The 16,358-nt window shown below is 72.6% G+C and carries 15 protein-coding genes; 11 read left to right on the forward strand and 4 right to left on the reverse strand.

Annotated features, from left to right (window positions below; all coding sequences use genetic code 11):
• Nucleotides 1-31 precede the first annotated feature (31 nt).
• Together BTM25_RS06750 and manB are read left to right on the forward strand one after the other, a co-directional pair.
• Nucleotides 32-736, forward strand: a complete 705-nt coding sequence (locus BTM25_RS06750) for a class I SAM-dependent methyltransferase (RefSeq protein WP_205647980.1) — start codon at nt 32-34, stop codon at nt 734-736.
• 96 nt (nt 737-832) lie between these two features.
• Nucleotides 833-1,900 carry a mannose-1-phosphate guanylyltransferase gene (manB, locus tag BTM25_RS06755; protein WP_103561839.1) on the forward strand — a complete coding sequence of 356 codons (1,068 nt, stop codon included), beginning with the start codon at nt 833-835 and terminating at the stop codon, nt 1,898-1,900.
• Here the strand turns inward: manB and BTM25_RS06760 are convergent.
• Nucleotides 1,897-3,141, reverse strand: a complete 1,245-nt coding sequence (locus BTM25_RS06760) for a sensor histidine kinase (protein WP_168212031.1) — start codon at nt 3,139-3,141, stop codon at nt 1,897-1,899. The genes manB and BTM25_RS06760 overlap by 4 nt on opposite strands.
• 108 nt (nt 3,142-3,249) lie before the next feature.
• On the opposite strand from BTM25_RS06760, the gene BTM25_RS06765 reads away from it, so the two are divergent.
• From BTM25_RS06765 to BTM25_RS06780, 4 genes are read left to right on the forward strand one after another with little or no spacing between them, the layout of a single operon-like run.
• The gene (locus BTM25_RS06765; RefSeq protein WP_146058988.1) at nt 3,250-3,720 is read left to right on the forward strand and encodes a hypothetical protein; all 471 of its coding nucleotides are present in this window, start codon (nt 3,250-3,252) and stop codon (nt 3,718-3,720) included.
• On the forward strand, nt 3,717-4,787 hold the full coding sequence (locus BTM25_RS06770) for an efflux RND transporter periplasmic adaptor subunit (RefSeq protein ID WP_103561841.1): 1,071 nt from the start codon (nt 3,717-3,719) through the stop codon (nt 4,785-4,787). The genes BTM25_RS06765 and BTM25_RS06770 overlap by 4 nt, the downstream gene beginning before the upstream one ends.
• Nucleotides 4,784-5,455: an ABC transporter ATP-binding protein gene (locus BTM25_RS06775; RefSeq protein WP_103561842.1), complete on the forward strand. Its 672-nt coding sequence runs from the start codon at nt 4,784-4,786 to the stop codon at nt 5,453-5,455. Before BTM25_RS06770 ends, BTM25_RS06775 begins: the two co-directional genes overlap by 4 nt.
• Nucleotides 5,452-6,639, forward strand: a complete 1,188-nt coding sequence (locus BTM25_RS06780; protein WP_103561843.1) for an ABC transporter permease — start codon at nt 5,452-5,454, stop codon at nt 6,637-6,639. Before BTM25_RS06775 ends, BTM25_RS06780 begins: the two co-directional genes overlap by 4 nt.
• On the opposite strand, the gene BTM25_RS06785 is transcribed toward BTM25_RS06780, so the two are convergent.
• Complete coding sequence (locus tag BTM25_RS06785) at nt 6,636-7,289, reverse strand: response regulator transcription factor (RefSeq protein ID WP_103561844.1); 654 nt, start codon at nt 7,287-7,289, stop codon at nt 6,636-6,638. The genes BTM25_RS06780 and BTM25_RS06785 overlap by 4 nt on opposite strands.
• 70 nt (nt 7,290-7,359) lie before the next feature.
• On the opposite strand from BTM25_RS06785, the gene BTM25_RS06790 reads away from it, so the two are divergent.
• The 5 genes from BTM25_RS06790 to BTM25_RS06810 all read left to right on the forward strand — a co-directional run bounded on the left by BTM25_RS06790 (nt 7,360) and on the right by BTM25_RS06810 (nt 14,045).
• Nucleotides 7,360-8,244, forward strand: coding sequence for a DNA-3-methyladenine glycosylase family protein (locus BTM25_RS06790; RefSeq protein WP_103562804.1), 885 nt, complete (start codon nt 7,360-7,362; stop codon nt 8,242-8,244).
• Between the two features lie 279 nt (nt 8,245-8,523).
• Nucleotides 8,524-9,471, forward strand: coding sequence for a LysR family transcriptional regulator (locus BTM25_RS06795; RefSeq protein ID WP_103561845.1), 948 nt, complete (start codon nt 8,524-8,526; stop codon nt 9,469-9,471).
• Nucleotides 9,472-9,551: 80 nt separating this feature from the next.
• Nucleotides 9,552-12,119 (forward strand): bifunctional FO biosynthesis protein CofGH, encoded by a 2,568-nt coding sequence (locus BTM25_RS06800; protein WP_103561846.1) that lies wholly within the window; start codon nt 9,552-9,554, stop codon nt 12,117-12,119.
• Nucleotides 12,120-12,961: 842 nt separating this feature from the next.
• Nucleotides 12,962-13,810 carry a helix-turn-helix domain-containing protein gene (locus BTM25_RS06805; RefSeq protein ID WP_168212032.1) on the forward strand — a complete coding sequence of 283 codons (849 nt, stop codon included), beginning with the start codon at nt 12,962-12,964 and terminating at the stop codon, nt 13,808-13,810.
• 10 nt (nt 13,811-13,820) lie between these two features.
• Nucleotides 13,821-14,045, forward strand: a complete 225-nt coding sequence (locus tag BTM25_RS06810) for a helix-turn-helix domain-containing protein (RefSeq protein ID WP_103561848.1) — start codon at nt 13,821-13,823, stop codon at nt 14,043-14,045.
• On the opposite strand, the gene BTM25_RS06815 is transcribed toward BTM25_RS06810, so the two are convergent.
• Together BTM25_RS06815 and cofD are read right to left on the reverse strand one after the other, a co-directional pair.
• Entirely contained in the window at nt 14,029-15,366 is a 1,338-nt protein-coding gene (locus tag BTM25_RS06815; protein WP_103561849.1) for a coenzyme F420-0:L-glutamate ligase, read from the reverse strand. The two genes, BTM25_RS06810 and BTM25_RS06815, sit on opposite strands and share 17 nt — an antisense overlap.
• Entirely contained in the window at nt 15,363-16,304 is a 942-nt protein-coding gene (gene cofD / locus BTM25_RS06820) for a 2-phospho-L-lactate transferase (RefSeq protein ID WP_103561850.1), read from the reverse strand. The genes BTM25_RS06815 and cofD overlap by 4 nt, the downstream gene beginning before the upstream one ends.
• Nucleotides 16,305-16,358: the final 54 nt, after the last annotated feature.

The raw sequence follows: 16,358 nt of genomic DNA on the forward strand, positions 1-16,358 counted from the left end.
GTTAGGGGACGGCGCCGGTAGGGTGGCGCGGGTGAAACTCTCGGATGTGGTCGCCTTCCTGGGGCATCAGGTGCATGTCTGCCGGTATCGCGAAGCCGGGACGCTGCTCGACTGGATGGGCCGCGACCTGCGCGGACGCCGCGTCCTGGACGTCGCGGGCGGCGACGGCTACTGGGCCGGGCTCACCCGCAGGCGGGGCGCGGAGGCCGTCTCGATCGACTTGGCGCGCAAGAAGATGGTCTACGGCGCAGCGCTCGCGCACGCGCCCGCGCTGATCGAGTGCGACGCGCTGCGGCTGCCGTTCGCCGACGACTCGTTCGACGCGATCCTGTCGGTCTGCGCGATCGAGCACTTCGACGACGGCGGCAGGAGCCTGGACGAGATGGCGCGCGTCCTCAAGCCGGGCGGCCAGATCTTCATGTCGGCGGACGTCCTGAGCCGCGCCGACGCCTGGCCGAAGCTCCGCGACGCGCACAAGGCCAAGTACCACGTGCAGCACACCTACACCCACGAGTCGCTCGGGAAGCTGCTGGACGAGCGCGGCCTCGATCTCGTCCGGCACTCCTACCAGTTCCGCACGGCGGCCGCCGAGCGCCTGTACCTGTCGCTGTCCACCTACGGCGGGAAGGTCGGCTTCAACGCCGCCGCTCCGCTGGCCCCGCTGGTCGCGCTCGGCGACCGGGGCGCCCCGAACGAGCGCGGCAGCATCGTCCTCCTCCAGGCCCGTAAACGCTGACGAAGTTCCCGGTGATCTTCGACGGGGTACGCACAGTAGGCTCGCCCGGACGTCGTGGGAGGCCGGGTCGTGCCCGGCGCGCCGAGGAGGAGCCCAGTGGAAGCGATCCTGTTGGTCGGGGGGCGGGGCACACGGCTGCGCCCGCTGACGATCTCGACGCCGAAGCCGCTGCTGCCGACGGCGGGGGTGGCGTTCCTGGCGCACCAGCTCGCCCGTGCGAGCGCGCTCGGCGTGACGCGGATCGTGTTCGCGACGTCCTACCGCGCGGAGATGTTCGAGGCCGCGTTCGGCACCAGCGCGTACGGCGTCGAGCTGTGCTACGTCAGCGAGCGGCAGCCGCTCGGCACCGGCGGCGCGATCCGGAACGCCTCCACGGCGCTGGAGTCCGGCCCGGACGACCCGGTGCTCATCCTCAACGGCGACATCCTGTCCGGCCATGACGTGAAGGCGCAGGCCGCGCTGCACACGGCGGCGGAAGCGGACGTCACCCTGCACCTGACCGAGGTGGAGGACCCGCGCCGGTTCGGGGTCGTCCCGACGGACGCGTCCGGCCGGGTGACGGCGTTCCTGGAGAAGACCGCGCGCCCGGCGACGAACCAGGTGAACGCGGGCTGCTACGTGTTCCGGCGCTCGGCGATCGACACGATCGAGGAGGGCGAGGTCGTGTCGGTGGAGCGGGAGACGTTCCCGTCGCTGATCGCGTCCGGCGCCACCGTGATGGGGTACGTCGAGTCGGCGTACTGGCTGGACGTCGGCACGCCCGAAGCGTTCGTGCAGGGCTCGCGGGACCTCGTGCTCGGCAAGCTGTCGTCCCCGGCGATGCCCGGCGACCCCGGCCAGCGGCTCGTGCTGGACCGGGCGGTCGTCGCGCGCGGCGCGGTGGTGCGCGGCGGCACGACGGTCGGCCGCGGCGCGGTGATCGAGGCGGGCGCGACCGTGATCGGCAGCGTGCTGCTGGACGACGCGTTCGTGGCGGAGGGCGCGACCGTCCGCGACTCGGTGCTGAGCCGGGGCGCGCGCGTCGGTCCGGGCGCGACGCTGGACGGCGTGATCCTCGGCGACGCGGCGGTCGTCGGTCCGGGCAACGAGCTGCGCGACGGGCTGCGCCTGTGGCCGGGGATCGAGCTTCCGGCGACGGCCGTCCGGTTCTCCACCGACGCCTAGCTGGCCTCGGGCGGCCGCGCGGGCAGCGTCACGGTCACGGTGAGTCCGCCGCCGGCGCGCGGTGTCGCGGTGGCCGTCCCGCCGTGCGATCCGGCGATGGCCCGGACGATCGACAGCCCGAGCCCGAACCCCCGGTCCCCGCCCGTCCGCCGGTCGCCGAGCCGCCGGAACGGCTGGAACAGCGCCTCGGTCTGGTGGCCGTGGACGACCGGGCCGGTGTTGGAGATCTCCAGGACGGCGCGGTCGCCGTCGGTCGCGGTGCGGGCGGTGATCGTCCCGCCGGGCCGGTTGTGCCGGACGGCGTTCTCCGCGAGGTTCTGCACGAGCCGTTCGAGCAGGTAAGGGTCGCCGGAGACGGGCGCCGCGCGCAGGTCGCCGGGCTGGACCTCGACGTCGTGCCGCGCGGCGTCGTCGGTGGCGTCGGCGAGGACGCCGCCGGTCAGCTCGGCGAGGTCGACCGGGGAGGGCTCGGCGGGCTCGTTGCGCGCGTCGGCGAGGACGAGGAGGCCGTCGATGAGCCGTTCGTGCCGCGTGTTGATCTCCAGCAGCGTCGTGCCCAGCTCGCGGGCGTCGGCGGACACGCCGGGCCGGGTGACGGCCACCTCGATCAGCGCCCGGTTGACGGCGAGCGGGGTGCGCATCTCATGGGACGCGCCGGCGATGAAGCGGCGCTGCCCGTCGAAGGACCGGTCCAGGCGGTCGAGCATGAGGTCGAACGTGTCGGCGAGCTTCTTGATCTCGTCCGGCGGCCCGGACAGGCCGATGCGCTCGTGCAGCCCCCGGTCCGCGCCCGCCGCGATCCGGCGGGCGGTCTCGGTGATGCGGTGGACGGGCCGCAGCCCGCGTCCGGCGAGCAGCCAGCCGAACATCGTTCCGATCAGGCCCGTCCCGGCGAGCGCCACGCCGCCCTGGGTGAGCAGGGACGTCATGGTCTCGCGGCGGTAGCGCTCCTGCTCGGCCTGGAGGGTCGCGGCGATGTCGCCGAGCGTGACCCGGCGGCCGTCCGGCATGGTCAGCTTCGCGGCGGTGGCCCGCTGGAACATCGGGTTCTTCAGCAGCGCGGCGCGCTCCCGCTCCGAGACGCCCGACTGCCGCTCCAGGCGCTGCTGGACGAGCACGTAGGTCACGCCGAGCAGGAGGCCGCCCGCGAGCAGGAACGTCCCCGCGTACAGGGCGGTGAGCTTGGCCCGCATCGTCCAGTGCCGCAGCAGGGCGGTCTTGGCCCGGGTCGTGAAACGCATGGCGCCCAGCGTGGCGTCCCGTCCGTCACCTGGGCGTAAACGTCCGGGTTACGCCGTGGTTACCGCGCGGCCGATCTACTCCGGTCCACCGACACGGAGGAGATCACGATGATGGGGAGAGTTTTGGTCGTGACGGTCGCGGCGGCGCTTTCGCTGACGGCGTGCGGCGGCTCGGACGACAAGGCTGGCGGCGGGTCCACGCCGTCCGGGAACGACCAGTTCGTGGCGTTCGCGCAGTGCCTTCGGCAGCACGGTATGGACGTTCCGGATCCCAAGCCGGGCCAGAACCTCGGGAACTGGATGTCGGAGGCAGACCGGACGAAGCTGCGCGACACCAAGGCGCTGACGCAGTGCCAGGACAAGCTGCCGGCGGGCGTCCTGGACAGGCTCAAGAGCCCCGAGGCGCAGGACGCGCTGCTGAAGTTCGCCCGCTGCATGCGCGCCAACGGCGTGGACTTGCCCGATCCGAAGAACGGCCAGCCAGACTTCGGGTCCGTCGACCGCGACTCGCCGCGCTTCAAGGCGGCGGCCGACAAGTGCAAGAGCACGCTGGACGCGCTGCGCGGAGGCGGCCGATGAGGCGGGGGATCGCCGTCGCGGGCGGAGCCGTGGCGGCGGTCCTCGCGGCGGGCGCGCTGACGGCCGCGTCGCTGGCCGGAGGCGGGAACGACGACACGAAGCCGACACGACTCCCGAAGGACACGGCGACCGTCGAGCGCGGCGACCTGGTCGACACCGAGACCGTGGACGGCACGCTCGGCTACGGCGACGAGGTGAAGTTGACGGCCGGGGCGTCCGGGAAGATCACCTGGCTGCCCGCCGAAGGCGCGACCGTCCGGCGCGGGCGCACGCTCTACGACCTCAACGGCAAGCCCGTCACGCTGATGTACGGCACGGAACCGATCTACCGGCCGCTGTACGCGGGCGTCGCGGACGGCCGGGACGTCCGCCAGCTCGAAACCAACCTCAAGGCCCTCGGCTACGGCGGATTCACCGTGGACGACCACTTCACCGCCGACACCGCCGACGCGGTCGAGCGCTGGCAGGACGACCGGGACCTCCCCGAGACCGGCCAGATCGACGGGTCGCAGATCGCGTTCGCGCGGGGCGCGGCGCGGGTCACGGCCCTGCCCGTCCCGGTCGGCGGGCGGCTCGGCGACGGCCAGCCGGTGCTGACGACGACGGGCACGGACCGGCTCGTCCGGATCGACCTGGACGCCGCCGACCAGAGGATGGCCCGCAAGGGCGCGAAGGTGAGCGTCGAACTCCCCGGGAGCAGGACGGTCCCGGGCCGGATCAGCGCGGTCGGCACGGTCGCCACCGCGCCCGCGCCGGCGAACGGCCAGACGAGCGGCACGAAGGCGACGATCGAGGTGGACGTCGTCCTGGACCGCCCGAAGGACGCGGGCCGCCTCGACCAGGCCCCGGTGAGCGTCGAGCTGGAGAGCGAGCGGCACCGGGACGTGCTGTCGGTGCCGCTGGAGGCGTTGGTCGCGCGGCGCGAGGGCGGATACGCGGTGCAGGTCGTGTCCGGTGGGACGGTCCGGCTCGTCCCCGTCGAGACCGGACTGTACGGCGACACGCGCGTAGAGGTGCGCGGCGCGGGCCTGGCCGCCGGGACGAAGGTCGGGGTGCCCGCGCGATGACACCGATCGTGGAGCTGACCGGCGTCGGCAAGGAGTACCCCGGCGGCGTCGCCGCGCTGCGCGCCGTGTCACTGGAGATCGCCGAGGGTGAGCTGGTCGCGATCGTGGGGCCGTCGGGGTCGGGGAAGTCGACGCTGCTGAACCTGGTCGGGACGCTGGACCGTCCGACGACCGGGACCGTCCGCGTCGCCGGGCAGGACGTGAACGCGCTCGGCGACCGGGAACTGTCGGCGCTGCGGGCGCGGCTCATCGGGTTCGTGTTCCAGCAGTTCCATCTGTCCGACGGCGTGAGCTGCGTCGACAACGTCGCCGACGGCCTGCTCTACACGGGCGTGGACCTGCGGACGCGCCGCCGCCGGGCCGCCGCCGCGCTGGAGCGGGTCGGGCTCGGGCACCGGCTGAAGCACCGTCCGCACGAGCTGTCGGGTGGGGAGCGGCAGCGGGTGGCGGTCGCGCGCGCGGTGGTCGGCGACCCGCGCCTGCTGCTGGCCGACGAGCCGACCGGCAACCTCGACACCGCGTCGGGGAACGGCGTGCTGGCGCTGCTCACGGAGCTGAACGCCGCCGGGACGACCGTCGTGATCATCACGCATGACACCGAGGTCGCGGCGAGCGTCCCGCGCCGCATCGGTGTCCGTGACGGCGAGGTCGGCGGAGGCACGCCATGACGACGTACACGCCCGCGCGGCTGAGCACGCGCGACACGCTGCGCGTCGGCGCGACCGGCCTGCGGACCCGGCCGCTGCGGGCCGTGCTGTCCGCGCTCGGCATCGCGATCGGGATCGCGACGATGGTGGCGGTGCTCGGGATCTCGTCGTCCAACCGGGCGGACCTGCTCGCCGAACTGGACAGGCTCGGCACCAATCTGCTCACCGCGTCGCCGGGGAACAGTCTCCTCGGCGGCAAGGTGTCGCTCCCGGAACGCTCGGTCGAGATGACGCGTTCCGTGAACGGGGTGAAGACGGTCGGCGCGGTCGGCGCCACCGACGCTTCGATCCGCCGCACAGACAAGATCCCCGCGACCGAGACCGGCGGCGTCGGCGTCAGCGCCGCGACCCCCGACCTGCTGCGCACACTGGACGTGACGGTCGTCAGTGGCACCTGGCTCAACGCCGCCACGGCCCGCTACCCGGCCGTGGTGCTCGGCTCCGTCGCCGCCGACCGGCTCGGCGTGCAGGAGGCCGGGACACCCGTGTGGATCGACGACCGCTGGTACACCGTCACCGGGATCCTCGGCCCCGCGCCGCTCGCGCCCGACATCGAGCGGTCCGCGCTGGTCGGCTGGCAGACCGCCCGCGACCGACTCGGCTTCGACGGCGCGCCCACCACGATCTACGAGCGGTCCACACCGGAGACCGTGGAAGCCGTCCGGGCCGTCCTCGCGGGCACGATCGACCCCGAGCACCCGGAGCAGGTGGACGTGAGCCGTCCGTCCGACGCGCTCGCCGCCCGCGCCGCAGCCGACAAGGCGTTCACCGGGACCCTGCTCGGCCTCGGCGTCGTCGCGCTGCTCGTCGGCGGCATCGGCGTCGCCAACACGATGGTGATCTCGGTGCTGGAGCGGCGCCGCGAGATCGGGCTGCGCCGGTCGCTCGGCGCCACGCGCGGGCAGATCAGGACGCAGTTCCTCACCGAGTCGCTGCTGCTGTCGTCGCTCGGCGGCGTCGCGGGCGCGGGGCTCGGCGCGCTGGTCACCGCCGGGTACGCGTTCGCGCGGGACGTCCCGGTCGCGCTGCCATGGTGGGTGCCCGCCGGCGCGCTCGCCGCGACGCTGCTGGTCGGGACGGTCGCGGGCCTCTACCCGGCGGCGCGCGCGTCCCGCGTCTCCCCGACCGTCGCGCTCGCCGCCTAGATCCGGTAGCCCGCCCCCGGGACGGTCACCACGAGGGGCGGGTCGCCGAGCTTGCGGCGCAGCTTCATCACCGTCATCCGGACGATGTTGGTGAACGGGTCGATGTTCTCGTCCCACACCCGTTCCAGCAGGTCCTCGGCGGAGACGACGGCGCCGTCCGCGCGCAGCAGCTCGGCCAGCACCGCGAACTCCCGGTTCCCGAGCGGGACGATCCGGCCGTCCCGGCTGACCTCACGGCGCGCGACGTCCACGGTCAGCCCGTCGCGCCGCAGGACCGGCGGCGCTGCGGGCACCGCGCGGCGCATCAGGGCGTGGACGCGGGCCGACAGTTCCGCGAACGCGAACGGCTTGGACAGGTAATCGTCGGCGCCGATCCCGAGCCCGGCCACGCGGTCCCGGACGGCCGACGCCGCCGTCAGCATCAGAACCCGCGTCCGCGCCCCGGACGCGACGATGGACCGGCAGACGTCGTCGCCATGGACGACGGGCAGGTCCCGGTCCAGCACGACGACGTCGTAGTCGTCCACCGCGAGCCGTTCCAGCGCGCGATCGCCGTCGAGCGCGACGTCCACTGCCAGCGCCTCGCGCCGCAGCCACTCCGCGATCGCATCGGCGAGCAGCCGTTCGTCCTCCACCACCAGGACGCGCATGTCCGGCCTCCGATCGTTCCCGTGCCCCCAGGATCGCGGACGATTCGTCAGTTCCGCGTAACCTGTGCCGGTGACCGGGAGCGAACGCGAGTGGGCGCCGCCCTGGCCGCTGGACGTGGGCCGGGTGCTGGCCCCGCACCGGCGCGGCCACGGCGATCCGGCGTTCCGGGTGGACGGGGCGGGCGGGATCTGGCGCGCGTCCTTCACGCCCGACGGCCCCGGCACGCTGCGGATCGTCCAGACGGGCGCGACGGTGCGGGCGACGGCGTGGGGGCCGGGCGCGGCCTGGCTGCTGGAGAACGTCCCAGATCTGCTCGGCGCGCGGGACTCGACAGACGGCTTCGACCCCGTCCATCCCGTGCTGCGCGACATCGCGACGCGCGTCCCCGGCCTACGGGTCGGACGGACGAACCGGGTCTTCGAGGCGTTCGTCCCGGCTGTCCTGGAGCAGAAGGTGCTGGGCGTGGAGGCGTTCCGGGCCTGGCGCTACCTGCTGCGCCGCTTCGGCACGCCCGCGCCGGGCGCCCCGGCGCTGCGCGTGCCCCCGCCGCCGGACGTGTGGGCGCGGATCCCGTCCTGGGAGTGGCACCGGTCGGGCGCCGAAGCCGTCCGGGCGCGGACGATCGTGCGCGCGGCGCGGGTCGCGGCGCGGCTGGAGGAGGATCCGGCCGAGGCCCGGCTGCGGTCCCTGCCGGGCGTCGGCGTGTGGACGGCAGCCGAGGTGCGCCAGCGCGCCGTGGGCGACGCCGACGCGGTGTCGGTCGGCGACTACCACCTGCCCGGCCTGGTCGGCTGGGCGCTCACCGGGCGCAAGGTGGACGACGCGGGCATGCTCGAACTGCTCGCGCCCTACGCCGGCCACCGGCACCGCGTCACTAGGCTGCTCGAACTGTCCGGCGCGGGTCCGCCGCGGCGCGGTCCGCGACTTGCGGTCCGCGACTACCGGTCGTTCTGATCTCTTCGGGTTCTTCCGATGGTTGGTCGCGTTCGCTCGTGGACCAGTCGCGGCCGTCGCGCGAGTCCGCGCCGAAGAAGTACGCGAGCGCACCGAACGCCGCGATCGTCAAGAAGAGGGCGAGAATGGTGAACATGATGGGACCGTCCGGTTCTGGGGTGCTGGACCCTGGCCAAGGGTCCGGGGGACGTTCCCGCGGGACTTGTTACAAGTCTGTATCGCCGCATCGTTCAGGTCCAGCGACGATCGCTGCACTGTTCATGTAAGGAATCCTTCACGATGCTCGACCTCGGACGGCTGCGGGTGCTGCGCGAACTGAAGCTGCGGGGGACTGCGGGCGCGGTCGCCGACGCGCTCGGGTACAGCCCGTCGGCTGTGTCGCAGCAGCTCGCCCAGCTCCAGCGCGAGGTCGGGGTGCCGCTGGTCGAGCGGGTCGGCCGCCGGCTGCGGCTCACCGACGCGGGCGAGGTGCTGGCCGAGCGGGCGCGGACGCTGCTCGCCGAGGCCGAACGCGCGGAGGAGGCGGCGCTGGCCGCGAGCGGACGGGTCGCCGGGACGGTCCGCGTCGTCGGATTCCAGACTGCGCTGCTGAACGTCGTCGTGCCGTCGCTGCCGGGCCTGGCCGCCGCGTATCCGGAGCTGCGGATCGACGTCCGCGATGAGGAGGACGACGGAATCCTGGACCGGCTCGCGTCGCAGGAGATCGACGTTGCGCTCACCGACGAGCACCCGTACCTGCCGCGCGCGGAACGTCCGGAACTGGACTCCGAGGTGCTGATCACCGAACCGATGGGGGTAGTGCTTCCCGCCGCACACCCGTTGGCCGCCGCTGCAGGTCCCGTCCCGCTCGCCGATCTCGCCGCCGAGGCGTGGGTCGCGCCGTACGCGACGACGAACCACGCCGCGCAGGTCGAGCGGGCATGCCTGGAGCTGGGCGGGTTCCGTCCGGACGTCCGGCACCGCTCCAACGACCTGCGCGTCATCTTCGGGCTGATCCGCGCGGCCGGGGCGGTCGGGATCGTGCCGCACCTCGCGGGCGCCGCCGACGAGCCGGGCATGGTCGTCCGGGCCATCGCGGGCGCGCCGCTGCACCGGCGGATGGAGTTGTGGCGGCGGGCGGGGGCGGACGTCCGTCCGTCGGTGCGGGCGGTGCTGGACGCGCTGCGCGGCACGGCGGACGCGCTCGTCGCGGCGCGTCCAGGGCTCGTGCGGGGACGCGGGGAATAGATCGTTCGTGGGTATGGCTGGCTTGAGAAGGCGGGCTCCCCGGGCGTCCTGAAATATGACGCTTGGCATAGAGTGCCCGCATGGACGCCAAGAGGACGCCGCCGGCCGAGTCCGCGCTGCGGCGGGCGCTGGCCCGCGCGCGCGACGGCAAGGCGCTCGACCGATCCGAGGCCGCGACCCTGCTGCACGCGCGTGGCGTGCAGCTCGACGAACTGCTCACCTACGCCTCCCGGACCCGCGACGCCGGTCTCGAAGCCGCCGGACGGCCCGGGATCGTCACCTACAGCCGCAAGGTCTTCATCCCCCTGACGCGCCTGTGCCGTGACCGCTGCGGTTATTGCACGTTCGCGACCGTCCCGCACAAGCTCGACTCCCCGTACCTGAGCCCCGACGAGGTCCTGGAGATCGCCCGGCAGGGCGCGGCGCTCGGCTGCAAGGAAGCGCTGTTCACGCTCGGCGACCGACCCGAGGATCGCTGGAAGCCCGCCCGCGAATGGCTTGATGCGCACGGCTATGACGACACGCTCTCCTACGTGCGCGCGATGGCGATCCGCGTCCTGGAGGAGACCGGCCTGCTGCCGCACCTCAACCCCGGCGTGCTGACCTGGCGCGACTTCCAGCGGCTCAAACCCGTCGCGCCGTCCATGGGCATGATGCTGGAGACGACCGCGACGCGGCTGTTCACCGAGCGCGGCGGCGCGCACTTCGGGTCGCCCGACAAGGACCCGGCGGTGCGGCTGCGGGTGCTGGAGGACGCCGGGCGCACGAACGTCCCGTTCACGACCGGCATCCTCATCGGGATCGGCGAGACGATCGAGGAGCGTGCCGACGCGATCTTCGAGATCCGCCGGACGATGCGCGAGTACGGGGCGATCCAGGAGGTCATCGTCCAGAACTTCCGCGCCAAGCCCGACACGAAGATGCGGAACATGCCGGACGCGGAGCTGGCCGAACTGGCGGCGACGGTCGCGGTGACGCGGCTCGTCCTCGGCCCGAAGGCGCGCGTCCAGGCCCCGCCGAACCTGGTCGAGGACGAGTACGCGCTGCTGCTGCGCGCCGGGATCGACGACTGGGGCGGGGTGTCGCCGCTGACGCCCGACCACGTCAATCCCGAACGTCCGTGGCCGCACATCGACGAGTTGGCCGCGCGGACCGCCGCCGCCGGGTTCGAGCTGCGCGAACGTCTGACGATCTACCCCGAGTACGTGAAGAGCGGCGAGCCGTGGCTGGACCCGCGCCTGGCCGCGCACGTCGCCGCCCTCGCCGACCCCCGGACGGGCCTGGCCCGCGAGGACGCCGTGGTCGAGGGCCGTCCGTGGCAGGAGCCGGACGGCGGGTTCGCCCCGTCCGGACGCACCGACCTGCACGTCGAGATCGACGCGTCCGGCCGCTCCGCCGACCGCCGCGAGGACTTCGACTCGGTCTACGGCGACTGGGACGCGCTGCGCGAGCGGATCGACGCGCCCCGCCGCTTCGACGCCGACGTCCGCTCCGCGTTGGCGCGCGCCTCGGCCGACCCGTCGGCGCTGTCCGACGACGAGGCCCTCGCCCTGCTGTACGCCGACGGCCCCGAGCTCGACGCGCTCGCCCGCGTCGCCGACGACCTGCGCCGCGACGCCGTCGGAGACGACGTCACCTACGTCGTGACGCGGAACATCAACTTCACCAACGTCTGCTACACCGGCTGCCGGTTCTGCGCGTTCGCGCAGCGCCGCACCGACGCGGACGCCTACACGCTGTCGCTGTCCCAGGTCGGCGACCGCGTGGACGAGGCGTGGGCAGCGGGCGCCACCGAGGTCTGCATGCAGGGCGGCATTCACCCCGACCTGCCCGGCACGGCCTACTTCGACCTGGCGCGCGAGGTGAAACGCCGCGCCCCCGGCATTCACCTGCACTCCTACAGCCCGATGGAGGTCGTGAACGGCGCGTCCCGGACGAACCTCTCAATCCGCGAATGGCTGCAGGAGGCCAAGGCCGCCGGCGTGGACTCGCTCCCCGGCACGGCCGCCGAGATCCTGGACGACGACGTCCGCTGGGTCCTGACGAAGGGCAAGCTTCCCGCCGACCAGTGGGTCGAGGTCGTCACGACGGCCCACGAGATCGGCCTCCCGACCACGTCCACGATGATGTACGGCCACGTGGACGAGCCTTCGCACTGGGTGGCGCACCTGCGGCTCCTGCGCTCGATCCAGGAACGGACGGGCGGCTTCAGCGAGTTCGTCCTGCTCCCGTTCGTTCACCACAATGCGCCGATCTACCTCGCGGGCCTGGCCCGTCCCGGCCCGACCGTCCGCGAGAACATCGCCGTCCACGCGGTAGCTCGCATCCTCCTCCACAACGCGATCCCCAACATCCAGACGTCCTGGGTGAAACTGGGCGACGAACTCTGCACCCGAGTCCTGCACGGCGGCGTCAACGACCTGGGCGGCACGCTCATGGAAGAAACGATCAGCCGCATGGCAGGCTCAGAAAACGGCTCCTACAAACCCATCAGCTCGCTGGAAGCGATCGCCGCAGCCGCCGGCCGCCCCGCCAGGCAACGCACGACCCTCTACGGCGAGGTTCCCGAGGAACGCTTGGCGGCAGCTCGCCGAACCGACGGCATAGGCAACTTCGGTCGCCCGTCCCTCGGCCTCACGCCCGCCTGACCCCGAGCCGTGCCGCTGTCCCCGGACGGCGGCACGGCGCTCCCCGCGACGGTCCCGACGATCGGGGTCCTGCTGGGAACGTCACGACCGGCCGTGGTGCGAGCGTCCATGACACGAGCTTTCGGAGCGGCGGGTTCAGCCGCGCTCGCCCCCGAGCCCGTTGAGGTTTTCCGGTCTCCGCACCCCTGCTCTATAACGTGAATCACTCGCGCCAAGGCGAACCACATCGTTCGAATCACCCGGCCCGTCCGCGACTTCTCCCGGATCTCGATCATTCCCTCGGACACCACCACCTCCAGGCAGCGCCCTGCACGGCCGGCGGTCATCACGTACGTGCGCTGGTCGCCGCTTCCACAGTCGACCAGCACCTCGACACTGTCGCCTCGCATGGACTCCGTCCTTCCCTCGTGAGCGGATGAGCCCATGAGAACCTCCTCGCCGAGGTGATCGCATCATGAGATCCAACCTGTGGATAACTAAGCCCCGAATGTTCATGATCGGCTGATATGTCGGGCGCGTGCAGCGGCAAGTGGAGTGCGTCTTGTGTTGGTCGGTTCATAAAACCAAGACCAGTTATTTCGAAATGTGTCACCGGCAGATCCGTGTTCGGAATCCACGGCCCGAACGGCAGTTCGCACGACCCGCACCCTGTGAGATGTCAACTCGGGCCAAAAAGCGTGAAATGCACCTGGCTGCGGTGGTATGCGCTGGGCGGGAAGCCTGCGAGGTCCGCCTGGCCGGTCGGGCCGTCCAGAGCGCCATCCGTCCGCTACGGGGCGGGATTCGGAAACTACCGAACGTCATGGGATCCGGGGTGCTGTGATGGTCCCGGGAGGTTCGCCATGTCAGTTGAACGTCGTCCCCGCAAGGTCAACATGTTCCGCCTGGGGGTGTACCTGCGGCACACGCGCGAGTTCCTGGAGTTGTCGTACGAGCAGGCGGCCGAGCGGGTCGGATGCGACATCGAGTGGCTTGTCCGGGTCGAGACGGGGTTCGAGGAGCCCACGCCCGAGCGCGTCCAGCGCATCCTGGAGCGTTACGGCGTGATCAGCGCGCGGATCGCCACCGTCATGATCGACCTGGCGCATCGGCCCGATGGCCCGTCCTGGCTGGAGAAGTACGCGGCGGACGTCAGCACCAACCTTCGGGACGTGCTCATCTGCGAGGCGGATGCGACGGTCGTGCGCAGCCACCATGTCAGCGTGATCCCGGAGCTGCTCCGGACGGAGGGATACGAGCGCACGATCACGGTGGGCCGCTTCCCCCCGATCGGCCCGGATGCCGCGTGGGGCATCCTGGAGCACCGCCAGCGCCTCACCGCGGGCGGCCGACCGCGCCGGATCGACGCGCTCATCGGCGAGCAGGCGCTGAAACAGCCGGTGCGGGACCCGCAGGTGATGATCGATCAGCTCCGGCACCTGCTGGACGTCGCGGACGGCCCCGACATCAGGATCCGCACGACCCCGCTCGGCTTCCCTCTCTTTGAGGATCGAGCGCATCGTTTCGACATCTTCGAGTTCTTCAGCGCCAGCGACCGGGTGAGCGTCGTGCACGAGGAGCTGGGCGCCGAGATCACTCCGGACGACTTCCTCGCAGTGTGGAAGCACATCGAGAAGTCGGCATTTCCGCCGGACGAGAGCCGGGCCATGATCGAGTCGGTCCTCGCCGACCTCACGGCCCGGCACGGCTGACGGGCCGTGCATGGCCGTCGACCGACGCAAGGCCGACTCCTGGCGCCTCGGCCTGTACCTCCGCCGCACCCGCGAGATCCTCGACCTGTCCTACGAGCGTGCCGCCGAGCGCATCGGCTGCGAGGTGGACTGGCTCGTCCGCGTCGAGACCGGGTTCGCGCCGCTGTCGACCGCACACGTCCGTCACATCTTGGAGCGCTACCAGGACGGGCCGCCGGTCAGCGGAGTTCGATGAAGGAGGCGGGGTCGCGGGGCGGGCGGTCGCGGGGCGGGGCGGCGGGGTGGCCGATGCCGACCGCGCCCATCGGGTCCCAGTCCGTGGGAAGGGAGAGGGTTTCGCGGACGACGTCGCGGCAGAACATCGTGCTGGAGACCCAGCAGGAGCCGAGGCCCTGGACCGCCAGCTGGACCAGGAGGTTCTGGACGGCCGCGCCGACTGCGACGGTGAACATTTCGCGTTCGGCGGTGTTGCGGCGGTCGTCGGGGTAGGTGTGCGCGCCGTCGGTGACCAGGCACGGCACGACGAGGTAGGGGGCGCGGCGCAGAACGTCCCCGCGTCGCAGGCGCTTGGTGATCGACTCCTCGGAGAAGCCGTCGCGGCGCAGGTCCGCCTCCCAGGCGTCGCGCATCGCGTCCAGCAGGCGGGTCCGGGATCCGGCCGACTCCAGCAGGACGAACCGCCACGGCGTCGTGTGGTGCGGCGCCGGGGCGGTGATCGCCGCCGCGACGGCCCGCCGGACGGCCGCCGGGTCCACCGGGTCGGACGTGAACTCCCGGATCGTGCGGCGCGCGTGCAGGACGTCCAGCGAGCCGTACCGGAACATGTCCTCGTCCGGGGGACGCTGCAGGGCGCGCGCGCCTGGCCCGTCGTCGCGGGTGACGAGCCCGGCGAGGCCGCGCACCACCGCGATCGGGACGCCGTCCAGCTTGCCCTTGACCAGGTCGGCCGCCGCCGCCAGCTCGTCGGCGACCGCGACGATCGTCGCCTCCAGCCGGTTGCCGTGCGCGTCGGTGTCGCCGCGCAGGTCGGCAGCCGGATCCAAGCCCGCGACGCCGATCGCTGTGTCCGTCAGCCCGGTGCGCCACGGCCGGCCGAGCGTGTCGGAGATGATCACCGCGACGTCGCGGCCCCGGGCGCGCAGCGCCGCACGCAGACGACGTGCCGACGCGTCCGGGTTCTCGGGCAGCAACAGGACGGTCCCGCGCGGGGTGTTGGACGCGTCCACACCCGCCGCCGCCAGCACGAGCCCCTGCCGCGTCTCCACGATCCGCGTGACGCCGCCCGGATGCTCGCGCCGCGCCACGAGCCGGACGGTCTCGGCGTCGATCGCCTTCTCGCGGTCGCCGGCGTGCAGCACCCGGCCCTCAGCCTTACTGACGATCTTGGACGTGACGACGAGTACGTCCCCGTCCCGTACGAGATCCAGAGGTACGAGCGCCGCGAGGTCAGTCCCCTCCGCGATCTCGGGAAGCCCCGGTATCCCGAACACTTCGAAACTCGGCGTTGTCCCCTCGCCTGCGGCGCGCTCGGTGCCGCGCGCCTCCGGCTCGATCATGAGGCCAGCTCGCGCGCCAGGTCGAGGGCGGCGGCGGCAATGGCCTCGGTGGACGCCGCGTCCTTCATGAGCAGCGGCAGCGACCGCACCGCGACGCCGTCCACGGCGACGCCTGCGTCGGCCTCGTCCACCAGCCAGCCGTCCAGCAGCGACGGTCCGTACAGTTCCGCGACGGCCCGCGCCGACGTCTCCACGCCGATCGCGGTCAGGCACGCGTCCGCCATGCCGCGCACCGGCGCGTCACCGACGATGGGGGAGACGCCCACGACGGTCTTCGCCGCCAATGCGTCCCGGATGCCGGGAACCGACAGAATCGTCCCGATGCTCACCACCGGGTTGGACGGCGGGAACAGCACCACGTCGGCCGCCGCGATCGCGTCCAGCACGCCCGGCGCCGGCTTGGCGTCCTCCGCCCCGACCGGCGCGATCGACACCGCGGGCAGCGATGCCCGCAACCGCACCCACCACTCCTGGAAGTGGATCGCGCGGCGGCCGTGCTCGGGATCGTCCACGACGACGTGCGTCTCGACCTGGTCGTCGGTCATCGGGATCAGCCGGACGCCCGGCTCCCACCGCGCGCACAGCGCCTCGGTGACGGCCGAGAGCCGGTATCCGGCCGCGAGCATCTGCGTCCGGACGATGTGCGTGGCGAAATCCCGGTCGCCGAGCCCGAACCATCCCGGCCCGACCCCGTACTCCGCCAGCTCCGCCTTGACGGCGAACGTCTCGTCCGCGCGGCCCCAGCCCTGTTCTTCGTTGATTCCACCGCCGAGCGTGTACATCACGGTGTCGAGGTCGGGACAGACCCGCAGGCCGAACAGGGAGATGTCGTCGCCCGTGTTCCCGATCACCGTGATCTCGGCCTCGGGGGCGGCCGTCCGCAATCCGCGCAGGAAGCGGGCCGCTCCGATGCCGCCCGCCGGTGCCACGATCTTCATGGGGCCAGCCTAGGCCGCCCGGCGGCGCGCGCGGCGTGGCGGCCCGCTTTGGAC

The sequence above is a fragment of the Actinomadura rubteroloni genome, from assembly GCF_002911665.1.
GTDB classification, from domain to species: domain Bacteria; phylum Actinomycetota; class Actinomycetes; order Streptosporangiales; family Streptosporangiaceae; genus Spirillospora; species Spirillospora rubteroloni.